At 35.1% G+C, this 17,013-nt stretch carries 13 protein-coding genes; 11 read left to right on the forward strand and 2 right to left on the reverse strand.

Annotated elements, in window-relative coordinates; genetic code table 11:
• Nucleotides 1-64 precede the first annotated feature (64 nt).
• From AB9K26_RS03525 to AB9K26_RS03540, 4 genes are all read left to right on the forward strand, one after another.
• On the forward strand, nucleotides 65-2,527 hold the full coding sequence (locus AB9K26_RS03525) for a BamA/TamA family outer membrane protein (protein WP_369971157.1): 2,463 nt from the start codon (nucleotides 65-67) through the stop codon (nucleotides 2,525-2,527).
• A 117-nt stretch (nucleotides 2,528-2,644) separates the two neighbouring features.
• The gene (fbaA, locus tag AB9K26_RS03530) at nucleotides 2,645-3,712 is read left to right on the forward strand and encodes a class II fructose-bisphosphate aldolase (protein ID WP_369971158.1); all 1,068 of its coding nucleotides are present in this window, start codon (nucleotides 2,645-2,647) and stop codon (nucleotides 3,710-3,712) included.
• A gap of 36 nt (nucleotides 3,713-3,748) precedes the next feature.
• Nucleotides 3,749-4,606 carry an acetyl-CoA carboxylase, carboxyltransferase subunit beta gene (accD, locus tag AB9K26_RS03535; protein WP_369971159.1) on the forward strand — a complete coding sequence of 286 codons (858 nt, stop codon included), beginning with the start codon at nucleotides 3,749-3,751 and terminating at the stop codon, nucleotides 4,604-4,606.
• A gap of 85 nt (nucleotides 4,607-4,691) precedes the next feature.
• Entirely contained in the window at nucleotides 4,692-5,720 is a 1,029-nt protein-coding gene (locus tag AB9K26_RS03540) for a T9SS type A sorting domain-containing protein (protein ID WP_369971160.1), read from the forward strand.
• 67 nt (nucleotides 5,721-5,787) lie between these two features.
• Here the strand turns inward: AB9K26_RS03540 and AB9K26_RS03545 are convergent, their stop codons facing one another.
• Nucleotides 5,788-6,633, reverse strand: coding sequence for a hypothetical protein (locus tag AB9K26_RS03545; protein WP_369971161.1), 846 nt, complete (start codon nucleotides 6,631-6,633; stop codon nucleotides 5,788-5,790).
• A gap of 171 nt (nucleotides 6,634-6,804) precedes the next feature.
• Here AB9K26_RS03545 and rpsO point away from each other — a divergent pair, with 171 nt between their 5' ends.
• From rpsO to rpe, 7 genes are all read left to right on the forward strand, one after another.
• Nucleotides 6,805-7,074 (forward strand): 30S ribosomal protein S15, encoded by a 270-nt coding sequence (gene rpsO, locus AB9K26_RS03550; protein WP_369971162.1) that lies wholly within the window; start codon nucleotides 6,805-6,807, stop codon nucleotides 7,072-7,074.
• A 221-nt stretch (nucleotides 7,075-7,295) separates the two neighbouring features.
• On the forward strand, nucleotides 7,296-9,539 hold the full coding sequence (locus tag AB9K26_RS03555) for a polyribonucleotide nucleotidyltransferase (protein ID WP_369971163.1): 2,244 nt from the start codon (nucleotides 7,296-7,298) through the stop codon (nucleotides 9,537-9,539).
• Between the two features lie 149 nt (nucleotides 9,540-9,688).
• Nucleotides 9,689-10,768: a hypothetical protein gene (locus tag AB9K26_RS03560; protein ID WP_369971164.1), complete on the forward strand. Its 1,080-nt coding sequence runs from the start codon at nucleotides 9,689-9,691 to the stop codon at nucleotides 10,766-10,768.
• A gap of 198 nt (nucleotides 10,769-10,966) precedes the next feature.
• On the forward strand, nucleotides 10,967-12,400 hold the full coding sequence (locus AB9K26_RS03565) for a glycosyltransferase family 2 protein (protein WP_369971165.1): 1,434 nt from the start codon (nucleotides 10,967-10,969) through the stop codon (nucleotides 12,398-12,400).
• Nucleotides 12,401-12,496: 96 nt separating this feature from the next.
• Nucleotides 12,497-12,871 (forward strand): hypothetical protein, encoded by a 375-nt coding sequence (locus tag AB9K26_RS03570; RefSeq protein WP_369971166.1) that lies wholly within the window; start codon nucleotides 12,497-12,499, stop codon nucleotides 12,869-12,871.
• Nucleotides 12,872-12,960: 89 nt separating this feature from the next.
• The gene (locus tag AB9K26_RS03575) at nucleotides 12,961-13,824 is read left to right on the forward strand and encodes an RNA polymerase sigma factor RpoD/SigA (RefSeq protein WP_040247666.1); all 864 of its coding nucleotides are present in this window, start codon (nucleotides 12,961-12,963) and stop codon (nucleotides 13,822-13,824) included.
• Nucleotides 13,825-13,979: 155 nt separating this feature from the next.
• Nucleotides 13,980-14,642, forward strand: a complete 663-nt coding sequence (rpe, locus tag AB9K26_RS03580) for a ribulose-phosphate 3-epimerase (RefSeq protein ID WP_369971167.1) — start codon at nucleotides 13,980-13,982, stop codon at nucleotides 14,640-14,642.
• Nucleotides 14,643-14,657: 15 nt separating this feature from the next.
• Here rpe and AB9K26_RS03585 read toward each other — a convergent pair whose 3' ends face one another.
• Nucleotides 14,658-17,012 (reverse strand): GumC family protein, encoded by a 2,355-nt coding sequence (locus AB9K26_RS03585; protein WP_369971168.1) that lies wholly within the window; start codon nucleotides 17,010-17,012, stop codon nucleotides 14,658-14,660.
• Nucleotide 17,013 lies beyond the last annotated feature (1 nt).

Here is a 17,013-nt window from a genome sequence, read left to right on the forward strand (position 1 = left end):
AAAAAACCTGACATACATAGTATATTTTTGTGCGATTATTGCATTTACAACCTCTTGTAACGTCATGAAGAATGTTGGCGATAATCAACATTTACTTACAGAGACCGAAGTTATCGTTGATGATAAGAAAGATAATTCAGAAACAGTCGACAACCTTATTTACCAGAAAGAGAATGGCAAATTATTAGGGATTCCTTTACGATTGCACATATACAACATTGCCAGGCCTAACATTGACTCCATCTTAGATGCCAAATACCGAAATCCTGAAAACCCAAAACCAGGACTAAAAAAACTGTTGTCCCTAAAACAATATGAAGCGCTGATTAAGTCGAAAAAGAAAATCAATAATTGGTGGCGAAATACTGGTGAGGCTCCAGTAATTTATAATGAGACCAAAACCGAAAAAACAGCAACCGCTTTAAAGAAGTATTTTTTCAGTAAGGGTTGGTTTGATGTTGAAACAGACTATGAAACCCAAAAAGATAGCAACCAAAGAGCCACTGTAACTTACAAGGTAAATCGAGGCGATCCATATTTTTTGGACTCTATTGCTTCAAGGATAGCAACTCCATTAATCGATTCAATGTACAATTCAAAGCTGAAGCACAATTCTTTAATCAAAATAGGGCAACAATTTGACACGGAAAATTTCACAAGGGAACGTAATCGGCTTACTACAGAACTCAGAAACTCTGGCCTTTTTCATTTTCAACAGGATTACATAAGTTTTGATATTGACACCATTTTACCTAATAACAAGGTCAATGCAGAATTGGTCATTAAAAATAGAGCCATTCGTACCGAAGATTCAATTATTAGGCAGCCCTTTAAAGTTTATAAAATAAAAGAGGTTAATATTTTTACTGATAATAAATATGAAAACAGAAATCTATCCATTAGTGACTCTGTAAAATATGGCGATTACAACCTTTACAGCTACAATAAGCTAAAATACAGACCCAAAGCTTTAACAGATGCTATTTTCATCAGTAAAGGAAAAGTATTTAGGGATATTGACAGAACTCGAACCTATAGATATTTAAGTGAATTAAAAGCTTTTAATTACCCAAACATTATTTATCAGGAAAATGAGGAAGACTCGACATTAATAGCAAACATTTACCTCTCACCTAAAAAGAAATACGATTTAGGTTTTGATTTTGATGTAACCCAAAGTAATATCCAAACCGTTGGTTTTTCAATAAGTACAGGACTGGTTATTCGAAACATTTTTAGAGGTGCCGAAACACTTGAGATTTCTGGACTAGGTTCTATTGGTGCTTCAAGAGATGCCTCTGATTCTAATGATCAATTTTTTGACATTACCGAGTTTGGCGGAAACTTGCGTTTGAATATTCCAAGACTGTTTTTGCCATTCAATACTGAGAAAATCATTCCTAAATACATGTCTCCAAGCACTCGATTGACCGTTGGAGCTACTAGTCAGCGAAACATTGGTCTTGACAAACAAACCCTTACTGGAGCCATCAATTACAATTGGTATCCTTCTAAAACAGTGACTAACGATGTTGATTTGTTGAACATTCAATTTGTTAGGAACTTAAATACAGATAATTATTTTGGAGTTTATCAAAATTCATATGATCGACTCAATCAGATTGCCCAAGACATAAACTATACGAACAACAATAATGATCTCTCCATTCCTGATGGAGCCGATACTTTTATTCAAGATGTTCTGAACAACAATACAACCTTGACACCTACCAATGAAAGCTATCAAGACGTTAGCAATATCGCACAGCGAAAGGATCGTTTAACAGAAAACAACCTTATCCTGTCCTCCAGTTTTAATTATGTGAAAGATCGAAGAGAGAGCTTATTTGACAATGACTTTTCCATTTTAAGATTTCGAGTTGAAACTGCTGGAAATCTATTGAGCAATCTTTCAAAAGTTTTCGACCTAAACAAAAATAGTAACGGAAAGTATGAAGTTTTCAATGTGCCATTTTCACAGTTTATCAAAACGGAATTTGATTACGTAAAGCACTGGGATTTAGGAAAGAAAAAAGTGTTTGCCATAAGAAGCTATTTCGGAATCGCTATTCCTTATGGGAATTCTGACAACATCCCTTTTGCAGAAAGTTTTTTTGGTGGAGGACCTAACGATATTAGAGCATGGACAGCCTATAATCTAGGACCTGGAAGTTCGATTTCAACCAATGAATTCAATGAAGCTAATATGAAAATCACTCTTAGTGCCGAACAACGCTTCAATCTTGTGGGTAGATTCAATGGTGCCATTTTTGTAGATGCAGGAAACATTTGGAACGTTTTAGATGACGTTGAGGATGAGCAGGCTGTTTTTAGCGGATTTGATTCCCTTAAGAATATTGCTGTTGGTTCAGGCTTTGGCTTGCGTTATGATTTTAGCTTCTTCGTTCTAAGACTGGATTTGGGCTTTAAAACTTACGACCCTTCCCGTTCTTTAGGAAACAGATGGTTTAAGGATTACAACTTCAGTAATGCGGTTTATAATATTGGAATAAATTATCCTTTCTAGTCATTTCAACAATAACGTTATCGTAATTTATTGCGTCACATAAGGAAGAATTAACTCCGTATTTATTCAAAAATTATGTATTTTTGATAACTTAATTTTCAACTAAAAAAACAAAAAATGAGTCATAATATCAAAGGCGGAGTTGCTACTGGAAAAGAAGTACAGGAAATTTTCAAACTTGCTAAAGAAAAAGGGTTTGCCTTACCAGCAGTTAATGTGATTGGGTCAAATTCCATAAATGGTGTATTGGAAACAGCAAAAACTCTTAATGCGCCTGTTATCATTCAATTTTCTAATGGTGGCGCTCAATTTAACGCTGGAAAAGGGTTGAGTAATGAAGACCAAAAAGCAGCTATAGCAGGCTCTATTGCAGGTGCCCAACACGTACATCTTATGGCAGAAGCTTACGATGTTCCTGTGATTCTTCATACGGATCACTGTGCCAAAAAATTGTTGCCTTGGATTGATGGACTTTTAGATGCCAGTGAAGCTCATTTCGAAAAAACAGGAAAACCTCTTTACAGTTCGCACATGATTGATTTATCGGAAGAACCTTTAGAAGAGAATATAGAAATCTGTAAAACCTATCTAGAGCGCATGAAGAAGATGGGCATGACTCTTGAAATCGAATTAGGTATTACAGGTGGTGAAGAAGATGGTGTTGACAATACAGATGTTGACGATTCCAAACTTTACACACAACCCGAAGAAGTTGCTTATGCTTATGAAGAACTGAGCAAAATAAGTGATCAATTCACGATTGCAGCTGCTTTTGGAAATGTACACGGTGTTTACAAACCAGGTAATGTAAAGCTAACTCCAAAAATTCTTAAAAACTCTCAAGAGTTTCTTTCAAAAAAACACAACCTTCCGCACAATCATATAGATTTTGTTTTTCATGGCGGATCTGGTTCCACAGTTGAAGAAATTAGAGAAGCTATTGGTTACGGTGTGATCAAAATGAATATTGATACAGATATGCAATATGCTTTTATGTCTGGCGTAAGAGATTATATGGGTGAAAAAGAAGCATACCTAAAATCACAAATAGGTAATCCTGAGGGAGATGACGTTCCAAATAAAAAATATTACGATCCACGTGTTTGGCTTCGTAAAGGTGAAAATGCATTTGTTGAGCGTCTAAAAAAAGCATTTGAAGACCTTAATAATGTAAATACTTTATAAATTTGCATCGCTAACTAATTAACAAATCTTATTTAAATGGCTTGGTTTAAGAGAAAAGATAAAGGTATCCAAACTTCTACCGAAGAGAAAAAAGACACGCCCAAAGGGTTGTGGTATAAATCTCCAACTGGAAAAATTGTCGATACCAAAGAACTTGAACAAAACTACTATGTAAGCCCTGAAGATGGTTATCATGTAAGAATTGGAAGTAAAGAATACTTTGAAATTCTATTTGATGATAATAAGTTCAAAGAATTAGATGCTGAACTTACTTCAAAAGATCCATTAAAGTTTGTAGACACCAAAAAATATCCAGATCGTTTAAAAGCAGCTCAAGAAAAAACCAAATTAAAGGATGCCGTTAGAACGGCTGTTGGAAAATCTAAAGGTGAAGACTTGGTGATTGCTTGTATGGACTTCAGTTTTATTGGTGGCTCTATGGGAAGTGTTGTTGGAGAAAAAATCGCTCGTGCCGCAGATCATGCTTTAAAAAAGAAAATTCCGTTCATGATCATCTCCAAATCTGGTGGTGCACGTATGATGGAAGCTGCTTTGTCACTTATGCAATTGGCTAAAACTTCTGTAAAATTAGCACAATTGGCTGAAGCTAAAATTCCTTATATTTCTTTGTGTACAGATCCTACTACAGGTGGAACTACTGCATCTTTTGCCATGTTGGGAGATATCAACATTAGCGAGCCAGGCGCCTTGATAGGATTTGCTGGTCCACGTGTCGTAAGAGATACCACAGGACAGGAATTACCTGAAGGTTTTCAAACCTCAGAGTTTTTACTAGAACACGGATTTTTAGATTTCATCACACATCGTAAAGATCTAAAAGACAAAGTCAATCTTTACATTGATTTGATAAAGAATCAACCTTTAAGACCTTAAAAAAAGACCTCATAGAGGTCTTTTTTATTGTAAGTAAAATTAATTGTCTAAATTCGTAAAGAACAAAAAATCAAACCCTTGAAACATGAAACAACAATTACTATTCATTTTTTTACTAGCCTCATCTTTGTCTTTTGCTCAAGCTCCTATTGCTCAATTTGCAAATGCTTCTGAAAAGGATTATGCTATTATTGATTCATCAACACTACTTGATGAAAGTACTTCTGGCGCAGCCGTAACATGGAACTACATGTCATTATCTCCTGTAGGAATTAATACAGATACAAACGTTGCACCAACACCAGCAGAGCAATCAGATTACCCTGGAACAACCGAAGTTTTAGTCGTCACTACTAATGCGATGCCTCCAACTGAAAGTCGGTTGTTTATCAGAAATCAAGCTGGAGAGATTTCAATCACTGGTGCCACTCAAGAGGCTTTAACCTTGAATTTATCAAACAATGCTACATTAGGAACGTTCCCATTAAGTTATAGTTTTTCAAATTCCGATACTGTAAGTGGTACGTTTGCTGGTTCTGTTGATGGTACTAATGTAAATGGTACGTTTACCGGAAGCTTCAATACTGAAGTTGATGGATATGGCACACTTAACCTTAATGATTTTGGTTTAGGAGCTTATAGCGGAAGTGTCACTAGGTTAAAAACAGTATTAGATATCTCATTGACCGTTGCTGGAATTTTTGATATCGGAACCGTTACCCAAACAGCTTATTACTACTATGATGACAGTGATGGAAATTTGGTATTTAGAACCTCAACAAATGCTTTTGATATTGACTTCTTAGGAAATGTTTTCAACGAGACCTTAGCGCTTTATGAAGCATTGGATAGAAGTACCTTAAGTTTGGCCAATACTACATTGGAATCAGATTTGAAACTTTTTCCAAATCCAGTATCATCTCAACTAAACATAAAAATAGCTAACGATAACAATATTAGTGCAATTGCTGTGTATGACATGAATGGAAGAAGAATATTGGATGCTAAAAATGTGAGTTCTAGCATAGACGTATCTCAATTAAATTCTGGATTATACACTATAAAGATTCAAACTGATACTGCTGTGATATCCAAAAGATTTATCAAAAGATAACCATCTTAATCAAAAAAAACCGAGTAAAATTGCTCGGTTTTTTTTATCCCTAAACTAAAAGACACAACTAATTGAGGACTATATCAATTACATTTCCATTATTAAATGTGAACGTTGCATTGCTATCGCAATCTCCTGAACCATAATCAAATGTTCCTCCAAAATTTGTTCGTTGCACATCTACCGTTCCACTTACAAAATAACTGCAAGTTACTTCTCTTCGTAATGGTGTCAATACCTCATAGCTATGTTCATTACCGTTAACAAAGGTCGTTGTCCAGTTTCCAGTAACCTCAAACACATTATCGCTAAACACACCACTGCCAAAACCTTCAACCCATTCTCTTATCTTAAGTCCTTCTCTACTCGCTTGTAATCCGTTTGGCCATATCACGGTTAAATCCAATTGATGTGTATATTGTGGATTACCATTATCGTTAGATAATTCCCTAAGAATGGTTCTACTTCCTATAACTTGCTTAGCATCAAAATAAAAATCAACTAAATTGTAGGAAATCAAAATCTCTTGAGCATTTATATCTCTTGTATAAGAAAACACAATCTGTCCTCTTAAAAGATGCTGATTAACCACACAACCATCAGTACCAAAATCTAAAGTAACTTCTCTAAAGCCTTGTTGTGCAACTACCGTTACTGTAACACATGGTGGCAGAAATGACGATGCACTACTAGTAGTTCTGTCCAAATTTGTATTTTCTTCAACCTCATAAGCATCAATAATGATATCACTTAATTGCTCACTAACGGCATCAACCTCTGCTGCACGTCTAAGTTCATTCACATCAGAAGTTTGTGTGTCAGTTTCATTGTTGTCTTCTTTGCTACAGCTTGTAAAAGCAAATGCCACTATACCCAATACAAATAAATAGCGACTTAATTTTTTTTGTTTCATGATTACCTTTTCTTTAATAGTTAATATGATGTTAAGACCAAAAGAGTTTTAAAAGGTTTAATTGTGTAAAAACATTTTTCCTAAAACTTGTAAATCATTAAAAATTACTATATTTGCCGCTTGAAAGAACGACTTTCAATATACATAACAATCATTTACAATAATATTAGCATGTATTTAGATTCAAAAGAAAAAGAAGCCATCTTTAAAAAATATGGCAAAAATGAAAAAGACACTGGTTCTGCTGAAGGACAAATTGCTTTGTTCACTCACAGAATTAACCACCTTACTGAGCATTTAAAAAAGAATCGTAAAGATTTTAATTCAGAGCGTTCCCTAGTAAAAATGGTTGGTAAACGTCGTGCTTTACTTGATTACCTAACAAAGAAAGATATCATGAGATATCGTGCTATTGTTAAAGAATTAGGATTAAGAAAATAATATTAAAGAGGCTTCTTAGCCTCTTTTTTGTTTTATATACAACTCAAGCAAAAGAGTATAATTTTGTAAAAAAATAGCATAAACATCCCATTATGGATTTGGGATAACTAGTTTTTCATTGGTCTGGACTTCACGTCCCACAACAACAACTACAACAACACAACGACCATTGTTTAACAAGGCTCTTATTCGTATGAAATAAAAGCCAGAATACAAATTATATGATTCCAAAAACATTTAAAGAGGTCATTGACCTTGGTGACGGTAGAGAGATCTCTATTGAAACTGGAAAATTAGCAAAACAAGCACACGGAAGTGTTGTTGTTCAATCAGGAAAATGTATGCTACTCTGTACTGTGGTTTCAAATTACCATGCTGCAGATGTTGATTTTTTGCCACTTACGGTAGATTATAGAGAAAAATTTGCCGCTGCAGGTCGTTATCCTGGAGGTTTCTTCAAAAGAGAAGCCAGACCTAGTGATGGAGAAGTATTGACTATGCGATTGGTCGATCGTGTATTGCGACCGTTATTCCCTAAAGATTATCATTCTGAAACTCAGGTGATGATCCAATTAATGTCGCATGATGACGACGTTATGCCAGATGCTATGGCAGGTTTAGCCGCTTCAGCAGCAATTCAACTATCTGACATTCCTTTTGAAACGCCAATCTCTGAAGTAAGAGTTGGACGTGTCAATGGCGAACTTATCATCAATCCAACACAAGCACAATTACTAGAATCTGACATCGACATGATGATTGGTGCCTCAGCTGATTCTGTAATGATGGTTGAAGGTGAGATGAAAGAAATTTCAGAAGAGGAAATGACTGAAGCCATCAAGTTTGCTCATGAAGCTATCAAAGTACAATGTGATGCCCAAGTGAAGTTGGCTGAAGCTTTCGGAAAGAAAGAAACCCGAGAGTACGAACCTGAAACTGAAGATGAGGATTTATCTAAAAAAATTCACGACATGGTGTATGATAAAACATACGCTATTGCCAAAGCAGGTTCCTCAAAACAAGAAAGAGGTGCTGCCTTTAGCGACATCAAGGAAGAGGTCTTTGAATCTTTTTCTGAAGAAGAACAAGATGCATTAGGAAAGCTTATTCATAAATATGTAGCCAAAGCCCAAAAGGAAGCCATCAGAAACCTAACACTTGAGGAAGGTTTACGATTAGATGGCCGTAAAACGGATGAGATCAGACCGATTTGGTGTGAGGTGAATTATTTACCGTCTACACATGGTTCTGCAATCTTTACACGTGGTGAAACGCAAGCCTTAGCTACGGTTACACTAGGAACTTCTAGAGAAGCCAATGTTATCGATATGCCATCTTTTGAAGGTGAAGAGCGTTTTTACTTACATTACAACTTCCCTCCTTTTTCAACGGGTGAAGCAAGACCAATTCGTGGAACGTCTAGACGTGAGGTTGGACATGGTAACCTAGCACAACGTGCTTTAAAAGGCATGGTTCCAGAGGATTGCCCTTATACTGTTCGTGTGGTTTCGGAGGTTTTAGAATCTAACGGATCGTCTTCTATGGCAACAGTTTGTTCTGGAACAATGGCATTAATGGATGCTGGTGTTCAAATGAAAAAGCCTGTTTCGGGAATTGCTATGGGATTGATCTCTGACGCAAATACTGGAAAATATGCTGTACTTTCTGATATCTTAGGTGATGAAGATCACTTAGGTGATATGGACTTTAAAGTAACTGGTACTGAAGATGGTATTACCGCATGCCAAATGGATATCAAAATCAAGGGACTATCATATGAGGTTTTGGTCAAAGCCTTGAAGCAAGCTCGTGATGGACGTTTACACATTCTTGAGAAACTAACCGATACTATTGCAAGTCCTAATCCTGATGTGAAAGATCATGCTCCTAAAATGGTGACTAGACGTATTCCTAATGAGTTTATTGGAGCATTGATTGGTCCTGGCGGAAAAGTTATTCAGGAATTACAGAAAGAAACCAATACCACTATCGTTATCAATGAAGATCCTGTAACTGAAGAAGGTATTGTTGAAATTTTAGGTGTTGGCCCTGAAGGTATTGCTGCCGTTGAAGCTAAAATAGATGCTTTAATGTTCAAACCTGAAGTAGGAAGTGTTTATGAAGTTAAGGTTATTAAGATGTTAGATTTTGGAGCTGTAGTTGAATACACTGAAGCTCCAGGAAATGAAGTCTTATTACACGTAAGTGAATTGGCTTGGGAACGCACTGAAAATGTTTCTGACGTAGTTAATATGGGAGATGTTTTTGATGTGAAATACTTCGGAATCGATGCTAGAACCAAAAAGGATAAAGTATCCCGTAAGGCACTTTTGCCTAAGCCAGAAGGTTGGCAAGACAGACCTAAACGCGACAACAACAATAATCGTGGACGTGATAATAAAGGTAGAGATAATCGCAATCGTGATAATAGACGCGATGATCGCAAACCAAAAAACGATAACTAAGATCAAATTGTTTTCAAAAAGCCCATCTAAATTAGATGGGCTTTTTTATTTGTTCTATATATTTCAAATTAATCATCATTTACAATCCCATGGCACTGTTTTTGATACTATGCTCGCAAGCTATTAACATCAAAAAATCAATCGACCTAATGAGACATCTTTACACTTTTCTATCTTTTTCCTTATCGCTCTTGCTTATCACTTCGTGTGCCTATGATAAGGATGATAATCTTAGCCTTAACAATAATCCAAATCCAGAAGCTACAGAAATAATTGCTGCAGATTCAGACTTATTTAAAAATCTGAAAGACATAACCACAGACGAAACGAGACCAGATCAAAGCATTGTTTGTATCGATTTTTATTACCCATTAACCATATTTGTCTTTAACAATAATTTAGATTATGTATCCACCAATTCAATTCCTAATGATGCCGAATTCAGCAATCTTTTGGAAAGTCTTGATGAGTCGTATTCAATTAGTGTGAGTTTTCCTATTACCAGTACCTTAGCTACTGGAGAGGAATTCACGATTGAAAACAAAGAGGAACTTAAAGATGCTATCGATCTTTGTCTTAACGAAGAACTTATTGAGGAATGTTATCAGCTCATAGAAAACTGTGTTTGGAAAGTAGGTTACAGTTACAATTATGAAAATTCATTTCTTGGTGGCTTTTTTAATGGAACAAATGGCAATACTTCATTTCATTTTGAAGAATCGAACTTTGAAGGTTCTTGGACGGTTTTTACGATAGAAAACGAGTTGCATTTAAATATCAATTTAATTGATGACACTGGTACCGATGATGATTCCGAAATTCTAGATTTCTTTAATTATGATTGGAAAGTAACATATGTAGATGAAAACTCCTTACTGCTTAGAAGCGAAGAGCGTGAGCTAGTTTTAAACCAGCGTTGTGACCCAGAATTTAGTGTATGTACAGATTTTGTTTTTGAAGTCTGTGAAACCGAAATAGGCTCTGGCGTATCTGAATTTATCTTAAACGATTACACTGCTTGCATCTTTGATACCTTGGAATTGGAAAGCACTCTGGAATTAACCTATCACCTAACTGCGGAAGATGCCATTCTTGGTCTAAATGCATTGGATGGAGCAGAAATTTATGAAAACACTGATCCTGGGCAAACCATATATGTTCAAATTTATGATCAAGAAAATGAGACACAATATATTGTATTGATAACCCTCTCCTCTATAGCTTGCTAAATCAGATAGAGATTAACGTCATTGTATTTAAGTCCAATAGGTAAAAACTACTTGGACTTTTTTATTTCATTGACATCAACTCTATAAGGTGTTAAAATGCTGTTACCTTAATCCTAAATAAATATTAAAAAAAATCCAATGGCTCACATGTAACGTACTTCTTTTACAAATATCTCATGAAATTAATAAAGTAAGCACATGACAAAACAATTAAGGCCAATCAAAAAAATTAACACCATCCAAAAAAAAGCTATTAAAAACAGCTCCAATTTCATAAATGGAATCATCCACGGAAAAGGAAAAACTGAAAGTCCACACAATAGAATTATTCTTTTAAGCACCTTTCTAATCATTGGTTTAGGTTTGTACTTTTTTTATGTTTTTCACTCGGATTTCGAACAAATAAATGCCGATAGGAAGACGTCATTTATTGGACTGACATTTTTATATGCAGCTGTAGGACTTTTCATTTACAAAGCCTTTTTCTTTCTTTTTACAGCCTATCACTATTACAAATACAAACCCATAGAAGCTGTTTCTAATGACGAGCTTCCAACCTGTACTGTAATCGTTCCTGCTTATAATGAAAGTAAACAGGTTTACGACACTTTAATCAGCATTGCCAAAAGCGATTATCCAACAGAAAAATTACAGTTATTGGCCATTGATGATGGAAGCTTAGACGATACATGGAGATGGATGCAAAAGGCAAAATCTGAACTTGGTGAACGTCTTGACATATTCCAACAGGAAGAAAACAAAGGCAAAAGACATGCGCTTTACCGAGGATTTCATCTTGGAACTGGTGATATATTTATTACGATCGACAGTGATTCTATTGTGACAGAAAACACTATTAAAAATCTCGTAAGTCCATTTGTAATAGATGAAAACTGTGGAGCTGTTGCTGGTAATATTAGAGTCTTGAATAATACCAAGGAAATACTGCCAAAAATGCTAGATGTTAGTTTTGTCATGAGTTTTGAATTTGTACGTTCGGCAGAAAGTCATTTAAATTCTGTTTTATGTACACCAGGTGCTTTGGCTGCTTACAGAAGTTCTGCTGTACAGGCATGTTTACCTGAGTGGATCCATCAGACATTTATGGGACAACCATCTGATATTGGTGAAGACAGAGCCATGACCAATATGATACTAAAGCAAGGAAAGCATGTTTTATTCCAAAGAAATGCTGTTGCCTACACTAATGTCCCTGAAAAATATCCAGGCCTTTACAAGATGTTTATTCGTTGGGGAAGAAGCAATGTGAGAGAAAATATAGCCATGGCTAAATATGTATTTACAAATTTTAGGAAAGGAAGTAAATTGGGTAGCCGATTACTTTTTATAAGTCAGTTTTTAAGATTACTAATGAGTTATCCATTCGTAATCTTCATGCTGTTTTTTGTCCTTACACATCCGCTTTTATTTTTAGGGTCTACTTTATTAAGTATTCTCGTAATCTCATCATTTTCAGTCGTATTTTATTCATACCGTTATGAAATTAGTGAATCCATTTGGGCTTACACCTATAGCATCCTTTACACGTTTGCCTTATTTTGGATTACACCTTATGCTATCATAACAGCAAATAAAAGAGGTTGGCTTACAAGAGGATTAACCCAAAAGTAATTCCAGAACTATGATTAACCATGGAATTTCATCACAACAAACGTTAAATACCGTCTGGGTTTTGGATTTTCCATATATTTTGTTATATTATTAGCTATGATACAAGCGGACAAAGAAAAATATAAAGAAGTATTGAAAGATTCAGTTGAATACTTAGAGCAACATGGATTTGAGAACATTAAAGCCGATACGGAAGGTTATGAAACACCTAAATCCTTTATCAAAAAAGGAAGCAAAATAACCATCACACCTGATATTGTGGCTGAAAAGAATGGTGCACGTCACTATTTTGACATTAGTCTGAAAAGTGAAAAGCCTAAATTACTTAAGTCTAAGTGGTTATTTCTCAATACACTAAGTGCACTGAAATCACATCATTTTAAGTTAATTACTACACGTGGTCATTATAAATTCACCAACGAAATGTTGGACGATATTAATCTGACCAACAAAAAACTTATTAAAATTTAAAATAATTTTATTTTCCTGTAACATTTTATGCATTGGTTACGTATAACCCTTTGTACAAGAATAACCCAAATAAAAAAGCATCAAATTAAATGAGACAACTTAAAATTACGAAGCAGGTTACCAATAGAGAAACTGCTTCGTTGGATAAATACTTGCAGGAAATAGGCAAGGTTGATTTGATCACAGCCGATGAAGAAGTTGAATTGGCTCAACGAATTAAAGCAGGTGACCAAGTTGCATTAGAAAAACTAACAAAAGCAAACTTGCGTTTTGTTGTTTCTGTTGCTAAACAATATCAGAATCAAGGTTTAACGTTACCAGATTTAATAAACGAAGGAAACTTAGGTTTAATCAAAGCAGCTCAACGTTTTGATGAAACACGTGGATTTAAATTTATTTCCTATGCCGTTTGGTGGATTCGTCAATCGATTCTTCAAGCTTTGGCTGAACAGTCTCGTATTGTTCGTTTACCTTTGAACAAAATTGGTTCAATCAACAAAATCAATAAAACCTTTGCATTCTTAGAGCAAAGTCATGAGCGTCCACCAAGTGCTGAGGAAATTGCTAAGGAATTAGATATGACGATCAATGACGTAAAAGAGTCTATGAAGAATTCTGGACGTCATGTATCGATGGATGCTCCATTAGTTGAAGGTGAAGACTCAAATCTTTATGATGTATTGCGAAGTGGTGAGTCTCCAAATCCTGATAAAGATTTATTGCACGAGTCATTAAGAACTGAGATTGAACGTGCTTTAGAGACCTTAACGCCTCGTGAAGCAGATGTCATTCGTTTGTACTTTGGTTTAGGAAATCAACACCCTATGACCTTGGAGGAAATTGGAGAAACGTTCGACTTAACACGTGAACGTGTACGTCAAATTAAGGAAAAAGCAATTAGACGTCTTAAACACACGTCTAGAAGTAAAATATTAAAGACTTATTTAGGTTAGTAATTTGTTGTAATTACGACCTAATAACAGTAACAAACAGTTACGCTCAAGCAATTGAGCATCTCATAACTGTTCGTTTTTTGATTGATGAAAGAACCCACGGCTGATTACCGTGGGTTTGTTTTTTTATTCTATTTTTGCAAAAAAACAAATCAATGTCTACAAAACTCATTGCACCTTCATTATTAGCTGCAGACTTTGCAAACCTCCAACGCGATATAGAAATGGTAAACCAAAGTGAAGCTGATTGGTTTCATATTGATATTATGGATGGTGTGTTTGTTCCAAACATTTCATATGGGATGACTGTTTTAAAGGCTATAACACAACACACCAAAAAACTTGTAGATGTGCATCTCATGATTGTAGATCCTGATCGTTATATTAAAACTTTTGCTGAATTGGGCAGCAATAATCTCACAGTACATTACGAAGCCTGTACACATCTTCATAGAACGATTCAAGCCATAAAAGCCGAAGGGATGAATGCAGGAGTAGCATTAAACCCACACACACCTATTCATCTACTGGAAGACATTATAAAGGACATTGATTTAATTTGCTTAATGAGTGTAAATCCCGGATTTGGAGGCCAAAGTTTTATTGAAAACACCTATTCAAAAATCAAACAACTTAAAGCACTCATAACCAAAAAGGGTGCTAAAACCAAAATTGAAATCGATGGTGGAGTAACCGATAAAAATGCTGTACAGCTTATAGAGGCTGGAGCAGATGTTCTCGTTGCTGGAAGCTATGTGTTCAAAAGTGAAAACCCACTTGAAACCATAAAAGGTTTGAAGGCTTTAGCCAATCAATAAGAAAAAAACCTTTTCTTAAGTTCTCTTTTTATTGGTTCCTGTATAACCATAGCCATAGCCATAGCCATAGTTATAACCGTAGCCATAAGATTTGCTAGCTCCTACACCATTGATAACATAAGCCATGTTCTTAAGTTTTCCTGTTTGATGTAGTTCTTGTGGGAACTCCATTACTTTTTTATCAGTAAAATTAGCTCTAGCAATATATACAGTCACATCAGCAAACTTAGAAATCAGCATGGTGTCTGTTACTAAGACTGTTGGAGCGGTATCAACAATAACATAATCATAAATCTCTTTAGCTTCATTGATCATGTCCTCAAAGCGACCATTTGTCAATAGACTTGTTGGGTTAGGAGGAATATTACCTGAAAGTAATATATGGTGATATTCATGCTTACTGAAACCAGTGATTAAGTTATCCTTCCAATGATATGTACCATCGTGTAAATAATCTGAAAGACCTGTCGTGTTCTTTTCGTATTTGGTATGTGTATGAATTTGAGGATTCCTTAAATCGGCTCCAATCAAAAGCACTTTTTTATTCATACTTGACAATGCCAATGATAAATTTATACTGATAAAAGTCTTTCCTTCTCCCTTAATAGTAGAGGTACAATATATAACCTTACCTTTATCTTCATCTTCAGTAATAGGCATAAGATAATTTACGTTAGAACTTAATATTCTAAAAGATTCAGCTAGAACGGTTCTATCATTTGGATCTTCGAAGAAGGCTTTCTCTTTTTTCCCAATATCAGGAATCTCAGCAATAATTGGAATTGAGTTGCTAATTTTAAGAATATCATCTTTTCCGTGAATTTTTGTATCCAACATAAAAATGATGTAAAGTATTCCAAAGGGAATTAGCAAGGCTGCTAAAATTGCAACAGCATAAGCGACTCTTTTCTTTGGTGATATCGGACTAGTAGTTGACAACGCATAGTCTACAACTTTTATAGAAGGTTCTGTAATTGCTAGATTAATTGCAGCTTCCTCACGTTTCTGTAACAGTAAAAGATATAGGCTTTCCTTAATCTTTTGTTGACGTTCAATTGCTCTTAATAGCTTTTCCTTTTCTGGAATTTGAGACACACTTCCAACAAAACGATTGTTTCTACTTCTAAATTGACGTTGCGAAACGGTAAGTTGCTGTTTGAAAGTATTCAAAGAACGTAGAATATTAACTCTTAAATCATTGATATTTGATTGCGCTAATTTTACGTTCGGATTGTTAACACCTCCACTATTAGTTAATTTTTCGACTTCAAGTACCGCTAAGTTATATTCACTAATAAGCGCATTGATGTTGTTGTTGTCAAGACCTATGTTTGCTGGTAATAATCCACCTTTAGAATTCGATTCTAGGGCTTCACTCAACATTTCCACAATAGCAATCTGACTTTCAACTTGAAAAAGATCTTCATCAGAACGAGATCGCAATTCTAAACCTAACTGCGCATCAGCTGTTAAATCCACTAAATTATTTCGCTGCTTGAATTCCTTTCGGTCAATCTCGATGGAATCCAATTCTTCAGCTAAAAAGATAAACCTATCATCAATAAATTCTAAAGTTCTTTGTGATACCAATTGTCGGTCTTTGATTCCATCCTTATTGAAAACATCTATCAACGTGTTTAAGATACGTTCTGAGAGAAGTTTACTTTCACCTTTCATAGATAAGTTCAACAAATCACTTTGCTCTCCAATAACCTCAGCAGTTATTTTTGATTTAAGTCTTAAGGCGGCATTGCTCAGAAAATCGAAATTGACCAAAAACCGCTTTCCAACACTTTTTTTGTAATTATAGGTAGAATCTAATCTAATTTCAAAAGGAAAATCGTGATCGACTGAAAAACTATCATGATTTGGTATACGAACCGATGTTTCGGTCTTCAGGTTTGTAACATCAAAATAATCATCTTCAACATCAATCGAATATGCCAACGGATTAGATATACTATCTTGAGAAATCAATTGCTCAAAATAAAATGGCAATTCAGCTATTCGAGCTGTTTGTATGGTTCCTTCTTCGAAGAATAAAGTATTCAATTTTTGCTGTCTTGCAACTTCTTCTAGAATTCGATATGATTTTAAGATTTCAATCTCATTTTCTAAGTTGATATTTGAACGCTTAAAAATAAATGCAGAAGTTGGCAGTTCCAATCCTTCAGACTCATCCAAAATTTTAATCTTGGCATAGGTTGCATAGATTCGAGGTGCATATCTAATATAGATATATGCACTTAATAGCGCCACAATTAAAGTCAGCACAAACCATGGCCAATATCTTAGGTATTTTCTAAATTCCTGTTTTAAGTCCGCTTTTTCGTCTTCAAAACTGGAAAACGTATTTAGGTTATTGCTCATG

The sequence above is a fragment of the Psychroserpens sp. XS_ASV72 genome (genome assembly GCF_041224425.1).
Classification (GTDB): domain Bacteria; phylum Bacteroidota; class Bacteroidia; order Flavobacteriales; family Flavobacteriaceae; genus Psychroserpens.

Excerpts from the sequence above, each read along its gene's own strand:
- AB9K26_RS03560 (WP_369971164.1), top strand. The coding sequence starts at position 9,689 with ATGAGACATCTTTACACTTTTCTATCTTTTTCCTTATCGCTCTTGCTT.
- rpe (WP_369971167.1), top strand. The coding sequence starts at position 13,980 with ATGTCTACAAAACTCATTGCACCTTCATTATTAGCTGCAGACTTTGCA.
- AB9K26_RS03570 (WP_369971166.1), top strand. The coding sequence starts at position 12,497 with ATGATACAAGCGGACAAAGAAAAATATAAAGAAGTATTGAAAGATTCA.
- AB9K26_RS03525 (WP_369971157.1), top strand. The coding sequence starts at position 65 with ATGAAGAATGTTGGCGATAATCAACATTTACTTACAGAGACCGAAGTT.
- accD (WP_369971159.1), top strand. The coding sequence starts at position 3,749 with ATGGCTTGGTTTAAGAGAAAAGATAAAGGTATCCAAACTTCTACCGAA.
- rpsO (WP_369971162.1), top strand. The coding sequence starts at position 6,805 with ATGTATTTAGATTCAAAAGAAAAAGAAGCCATCTTTAAAAAATATGGC.
- fbaA (WP_369971158.1), top strand. The coding sequence starts at position 2,645 with ATGAGTCATAATATCAAAGGCGGAGTTGCTACTGGAAAAGAAGTACAG.
- AB9K26_RS03575 (WP_040247666.1), top strand. The coding sequence starts at position 12,961 with ATGAGACAACTTAAAATTACGAAGCAGGTTACCAATAGAGAAACTGCT.
- AB9K26_RS03540 (WP_369971160.1), top strand. The coding sequence starts at position 4,692 with ATGAAACAACAATTACTATTCATTTTTTTACTAGCCTCATCTTTGTCT.
- AB9K26_RS03555 (WP_369971163.1), top strand. The coding sequence starts at position 7,296 with ATGATTCCAAAAACATTTAAAGAGGTCATTGACCTTGGTGACGGTAGA.
- AB9K26_RS03585 (WP_369971168.1), bottom strand. The coding sequence starts at position 17,012 with ATGAGCAATAACCTAAATACGTTTTCCAGTTTTGAAGACGAAAAAGCG.
- AB9K26_RS03545 (WP_369971161.1), bottom strand. The coding sequence starts at position 6,633 with ATGAAACAAAAAAAATTAAGTCGCTATTTATTTGTATTGGGTATAGTG.
- AB9K26_RS03565 (WP_369971165.1), top strand. The coding sequence starts at position 10,967 with ATGACAAAACAATTAAGGCCAATCAAAAAAATTAACACCATCCAAAAA.